Genomic DNA, 6446 nt, shown 5'->3' with positions numbered 1-6446 from the left:
GTTCTATACCTTTTCCGCATTCAGGATTGAAAGAAAAGCCATCAGCGTTATCGTATCCAGTGTCGATGAAATATTTCTTAGAAGCCTTGTTTCAGCATTTGTTATGGGAGAAAGCATCTACTTCAACAACTGCAAGCTTGAACTCGACAAGGTAGAATTTTTAGAGAAAATCCCATTAATCAATGGGGAAGCTTCATTCATCACAATTTCACCGATATTTCTGTCCGATTGCCTGGTCATTGATAATCTTGGAGACATTCTTGAAGACATTCTCATTAAAAACTTTTGTGAATACTTCAATCTGGAAACGTGCAGGTTCTATTGCGACTTTTATTCCCGACATGACCATTACGGCACATACATCGAAGATAAGGGGCTTTTCAAGGACTATTACTACAACATTGACATTGTCATGAAGGGAAGTCCCGAGCTCATTGCATTTGCCTATGACGTCGGGCTTGGAAACAACAATCATCACGGATTTGGAATGCTGGACATATATTAGGTGTTTTAGATGAAAAATAATAATGATTCGAACAGGACTCTCATTCACTATCTGATTTTGGGATCAGTCGTCATGTTTCTTTTAATATTGTCTCCGATTTCATTTTTTTACGTCAAGAACATGATTTTCATTTTAGTGGTTTTGGGATTTCTGGTACTCTTTGCAGTAATATTCAAGGGATTCAAGAACGAAAACAGAAAGACATTAGACTTTCTTGAAAAGGATGTACCTACCGACGTTCAATTCGCATCAACGATTGATTATGAAGAAAAGAAGCTCTACAGTCTCAATGAATATGGTGACGGCGAATCTTCCAGATTAAAAAAGTTATAATGCATTTACGAGTTTAAATTTTTATTTTTTTTATTTCTTCTTATTTTAAGTAATATTTGATTTGAATTAATGCCCGCCAATAGCTATTCAAAACTCACTTTTTGAAATACTTGATATATATCACGGCCTAAAATCAGATTTTATTTCCAGATACCCCAGCATTAATTGAAAGTTCACTCAATTTAATGAAAAGAAAAAAGCAGGTATTAATTATATTAACGCAAACGTTAACTATTCAATAGCTAAAGCTAAAAAGCAAAAATCAGTTTCAAAAAATAGTTACGAGATTAAATTAAAAAAAAGTTTTAAAAAAAATAAATTGAAAAATAGCTAATTAAAGCTATTTTAAAATTATATTGTCTATATCATGTAGTCTATTAGCTAATACTTTAGCCCTTTCAATGTTAATGCCGCCTTTACCAATGGCTATGCGCTTATTGGTATTGTCTGTTGCAACAGCAGCAATTTTTTCTCCGCTTTTTCTGGTTGTTATCTTTACGCTCTGCAACTCAGCCGGAGATAAAATGTTTCTGACGAACTGTTCAGGGTCTTCATTGTATTCAATGACTTCTACTCCCCTGTCCACTGCTCTTTGAACTTTTGATACGGTACTTCCTCTCTTACCGATAGCTAAGCCCATATCGCCTTGCTTAACAACGAAAGTAACCTTATTGTTATCATCATCGATAATGCAATCCTTAACCATAGCTCCAGTCATGTTTTCAAATAAAGCTATGAATCTAATCTCACTTGCACCAAATTTAATAGACACTTAAATCTACCTCAAATCGTCTAATATAGTAGAATCTCCTGGATCGTTAATGATTAATGTAGCAACTGTAAATGGTTTACCACAAACAGAACCCAAATCGACACTTGTTCCGTCATAAACATGACAAGGGATTTCTGAGAGTCTTGCATAGTATTCAACATCTTCAAGGATATCTTTAGGTGCGTTCTGTGCGACAACAACAAGTTGACCTTTACCTAATTTTAAAGATTGAATTGATTTTTCAGAGCCTAAAGTCACATCACCAGTATCGACAGCAACTCTGATTCCTCTATCTACGTCCATCATCTAGCCTCCTATTCATTTTTTGCCATTTTGACACCGATTGATCCGGTACCAAGAGGTATTGGTTGTCCAATAATAATATTTTCGATGATACCAGTCAAGTCATCCACTTCACCGCGAATACTTGCGTTAAGCAAATGCTTACCGGTTTCTTCAAACGCTGCACGTGCTAAAACACTTGATTTTTCACCACTAATACCGTGTCTTCCGATTGATTTAACTTCACCTTCGGAAGTCATGATATCTGCAACTAACATAATGTGCCTTACGTCAACAGTAAGACCCTGCTCTGCGAGAGTATTATTCGCTTCGTTGATAATTGATTGACGAGCAGCTTCAATTCCTAAAACGTCTTCTATCTCACGGATACTGTTGGTAGTGGTTCTTTTAGGATCAATTCCAGGCATATCCAAAATTTCCTTAAGGTTGGATCCTTCAGTGTGAATGACCCATTCCTCATCCTTACGGATAATGACCTTACCGATCTTTTTGACACCACTGACCTGTAAATCACGGACCTTATCAGCCAACAGACGAAGTTCACGAATGATGTGATGAGGTTCCTTGCCCTCTTTCTGTTTAGGCTTGATAATTATGAGATTTCCGTTGATTTCCGGTTTCTCTTTCTTGAAGTCTGACTCGATTTTCTGAATAATATCCTCTTTGACGAGCCTTCTTTCGTCAATTTTCTTGTCTGACAATGTAGCTTCAACCTGCATTTCAGCGTAATTCAAATTGAATCCGTCTTCTTCGAGAATATCGTTTACAGTACTTTTACCAATCTTATTGGCCAAAGTCTTGACGAATTCCTCGTCGAAACGTTTGTCTTCCTCAAAGTAAATGTCCATTGTTGGAGTTGCAATGTCTTTTCTTGCGTCAACAATTTCAATAAGTCTTGGAAGACCCAATGTTACGTTTAACTCAGTAACCCCTGCATAGTGAAAAGTACGCATGGTCATCTGTGTACCAGGTTCACCTACAGATTGTGCAGCTACTGTTCCAACAGCCTCTCCAGCTTCTACATGAGCTCGGTCATAGGCAGTTTTCAGTTTCTCTACAAGCTGGCTTAATTCATCATCAGTCAAGTCACGACGAACATAAGCATCAGCCAAATCTTCAACATAACCCTTTGGAAACTCGATTCCCTTATCGATTAGGATTTTTAAAATCTTGTCGATAAGACCTAATTCATCCATAACACTTTCCAAATCATCTGAGGATAATCCTTCAGGATAATTGGCCAGAATATTTTTAATATAGTAGAAATTAGGAATATCTATGTCCCTTTCCTCCAGGCTTTGTGAAAATTCGACAAAGTCAATGTCATATGAAGAAAGCAGGTCGCTTACCATGTTGATGTTTTTGAACTTGATGATGATTTCTTCAAAAACATCATCGGTAATGTCGATTGAATCGTAATCGACCAAAACGTTTCTAACGTCAAAATCTTCTGGAATGCAAATACTGCGCATTTCCAAAGTATTATTCACTTTTTCAATTAATTCATCCATATTTACACCCCTTATTTACCTGCCTCTTTTTCTGCTAATCTTATTTCATCAATAAGTTTGTCAAAGTTTGCTGCTCTACCGAAGTCACTTTTGGCCGGATCGACACCGTCGTCACCAAAGACCCTTTGAACAACATTGCTTTGATTGTCGGTTACAAGTCCTGACGGTTTTACCTGCAGGTCCTGAAGCGCGTTTACAAGCCTTCTTTGCATGTAACCGGATTGAGCTGTACGAATAGCTGTATCTACCAGTCCTTCACGTCCACCCATAGCGTGGAAGAAGAATTCGATTGGGTCGAGACCGGACTTATAGCTTGAATGTACAAATCCTTTAGCCTTTGCCCCCAATTCGTTTCTTTTGAAGTGAGGAAGGGTTCTTTCTATGTAACCCCTGTGGATACGTCCACCCCTAACAGCCTGCTGTCCTACACAGGAAGTAATCTGGGTAAGGTTCAGCATGGATGCCCTAGCACCTGTACGTGCCATTACAACGGAGTGGTTGTGAGCCATTGTAAGATAATCCTCTGCGATTTCACCGGATTTGTCCCTTGCTTCCCCGAGAACCTGCATGATTCTCATTTCCAGGGTCTCTTCAAGGCTTCTACCAGGTAATGCGTCAAGATAACCGTCATTATAAGCTTCAATTAATCTGTCTACTTTTTCTTCTGAAAGCTGTAAGTGCTCATTGATTCTTGCCTGAGCCTCTTCAGGAATTTCCTCGTCGTTTAGACTGGTGGTAATTCCCGTTACCATGATTCCGCAAATAGCCAAGTCAGTTGATCTGTCTAAGAATTCCTTAGCTCTTCCCGGACCGTATTCCTTAACGATTTTATCCAAAATCTGACCGGACATGGATCCGTATGCTTTTTCGTCGATTACACCATGTTTGAGGATTCCGTTTTCAATGACCACATATGCGTCGATAGGACATAATGTGTCGTAGTCAATCTCATCTTTAGGGGTTTCCCTTAATATTTTATCACACTGACCGCATTTGGTACAGATTTCAGCCTTATATGTTAAGTTCATTTGATTAGGCAAGAGTAATGAGAAGAGTTCCTTACCTGTCCATTCCTCGCCGTTTGCTTTCTCAATGATTGACTCTGTGTTGTCGACTGCAGACTGGTCTTCGTATTTTTGCCTGATTTCTTTTGCGATTCTGTCATGGGCAATGGATTTGATGATTTCTTTTTCCTCATCGTTCCATTTGTTTGCCTTGAGACGTTTTGCCTTTTCGTCTTCAGTCAAGTCCAATGTATTGAGGTAAGTTTGCTTATCTTCCTTGGTTCCCCTGACGTTTTTGGTCTTTTTGGCTATTTCTGATTCGACTTCAGGAGTTTCATGTGACTCCGCTTTTAAAAGCCATTTTTCTCCGTCGTTTTCAGGGATTGCAAGGTGTGATTTTCTAATGATTTGTAAAGCTTGCTCTTCTGTGAATTTCATTGATTTTCTGGTTAAAAGGTATGCTCCTGAAATGTGGTCGTGGATTGCACCGATAATAGGTCCACCGAACCTTGGAGACAATATGTGTTCCTGTACACGCATCAGTGATTTTGCTTCGGCACGGGATTCGTCGGTCTGGAAAACGTGCATGTTCATTTCGTCTCCGTCGAAATCCGCATTGTAAGGAGGACATACACATAAATTAAGCCTGAAAGTCTTGTAAGGCAATACCCTTACTTCGTGAGCCATCATACTCATTCTGTGAAGTGAAGGCTGACGGTTGAACAGTACCATGTCTCCGTCTCTGAGGTGCCTTTCTACGATATCGCCCGGTTTTAAGTTCTCAAGGATGAATTCCTTGGTTTCCTCATTGATTTTCCTTCTGTTTCCGGATTCGGTAATCATGTAGTTTGCACCAGGGTGCACGTCAGGACCGTTTTCAACGCATTTCTTGAGCTCGTCAATGTTCCAGTCGTTAACGTAAGCAGGTACGGTTACCTCTTTTGCAATCATTTCAGGAACACCGACCTCGTTGATACTGATGTTAGGGTCCGGAGAGATTACGGTACGTGCTGAGAAGTTTACACGCTTACCGGATAAGTTGGATCTGAATCTTCCTTCTTTTCCCTTTAACCTTTGGGTCAATGTTTTAAGTGGCCTTCCTGACCTGTGTTTAGATGGTGGAGTGCCATCAGCTTCGTTATCAAAGTAAGTGGTAACGTGATATTGTAATAAGTCCCATAAGTCTTCAACGATTAGTTGCGGAGCTCCTGCTTCCATGTTTTCAACCAGTCTCTGATTGATACGTAAAATATCTACCAGTTTGTGAGTCAGGTCGTCCTCTGAACGTTCACCGGTATCAAGGGTAATTGACGGCCTTACAGTTACTGGAGGAACAGGTAAAACTGTTAAAACAAGCCATTCAGGTCTTGCAACTTCAGGGTTGATACCTAAGATGTACATGTCATCGTCAGTGATTCTTTCAAGCCTTTTCCTGATTTCGGAAGCTGTAAGCTTATAGTCATCCTGGAAAATGCTTGTAGGCTTATCCAAGGTTACAGGAAGCTGAGGAGTACCACAGTGAGGACAGCAGTATTTCTCATCGATTTCTTCGTCTTCAGCAGGTTTTTCCTTCATGTCCCTCTTGGATTTTGTGTAAACCTCTTTTAGGATTTTTGAGATGTTTTTCTTGTTTTCCAAGGCCTCTTCGATTTTTTCATGATAATAGAAAATTTCATCAGGATTTAAGAGAACACGTCCGCACTCGTTACAGGTTGAACGCAGGATTTTGTGAATGATATCACCAAAACCAACGTGAAGAACAGGTCTTGCAAGCTCAATGCTTCCGAAGTGTCCTTGACAGTCCCCTCCTCTTACTCCACAGGTATGGCACTTGAGGGAAGGATCCAAAACTCCTAAACGTGGATCCATCAAACCGTTTTCAATTGGATAACCATCAGAGTCATAAGTATCTGGAGTTTCAACGCGAACAACAGACATGCTACGAATATCCTCTGGAGACATTAGTCCAAAGTTAATTCTTTCGATTTTTTTGATAAATTCTTTCAAAGTATTGGCTC

General features: G+C 39.6%; 6 protein-coding genes. 2 read left to right on the top strand and 4 right to left on the bottom strand.

The window, feature by feature from the left end:
* On the top strand, window positions 1-505 hold a 505-nt coding region (locus tag F3G70_RS02890), incomplete at its 5' end, for a CRISPR-associated endoribonuclease Cas6 (RefSeq protein ID WP_149731213.1).
* Between the two features lie 9 nt (window positions 506-514).
* Complete coding sequence (locus tag F3G70_RS02885) at window positions 515-838, top strand: hypothetical protein (protein ID WP_149731212.1); 324 nt, start codon at window positions 515-517, stop codon at window positions 836-838.
* Window positions 839-1178: 340 nt separating this feature from the next.
* Here the strand turns inward: F3G70_RS02885 and F3G70_RS02880 are convergent, their stop codons facing one another.
* From F3G70_RS02880 to F3G70_RS02865, 4 genes are read right to left on the bottom strand one after another with little or no spacing between them, the layout of a single operon-like run.
* Window positions 1179-1610: a NusA-like transcription termination signal-binding factor gene (locus tag F3G70_RS02880; protein ID WP_149731211.1), complete on the bottom strand. Its 432-nt coding sequence runs from the start codon at window positions 1608-1610 to the stop codon at window positions 1179-1181.
* A 6-nt stretch (window positions 1611-1616) separates the two neighbouring features.
* Window positions 1617-1916, bottom strand: a complete 300-nt coding sequence (locus F3G70_RS02875; protein WP_188118042.1) for a 50S ribosomal protein L30e — start codon at window positions 1914-1916, stop codon at window positions 1617-1619.
* Window positions 1917-1924: 8 nt separating this feature from the next.
* The gene (gene rpoA2 / locus F3G70_RS02870) at window positions 1925-3385 is read right to left on the bottom strand and encodes a DNA-directed RNA polymerase subunit A'' (protein WP_149731219.1); all 1461 of its coding nucleotides are present in this window, start codon (window positions 3383-3385) and stop codon (window positions 1925-1927) included.
* Between the two features lie 50 nt (window positions 3386-3435).
* On the bottom strand, window positions 3436-6435 hold the full coding sequence (locus F3G70_RS02865) for a DNA-directed RNA polymerase subunit A' (RefSeq protein ID WP_149731210.1): 3000 nt from the start codon (window positions 6433-6435) through the stop codon (window positions 3436-3438).
* Between the last annotated feature and the right edge of the window lie 11 nt (window positions 6436-6446).

The sequence above is a fragment of the Methanobrevibacter millerae genome (assembly GCF_900103415.1).
GTDB classification, from domain to species: domain Archaea; phylum Methanobacteriota; class Methanobacteria; order Methanobacteriales; family Methanobacteriaceae; genus Methanocatella; species Methanocatella millerae.
Note: the sequence above shows the minus strand (reverse complement) of the source record. Positions and strands in the feature narration are given on the sequence as shown.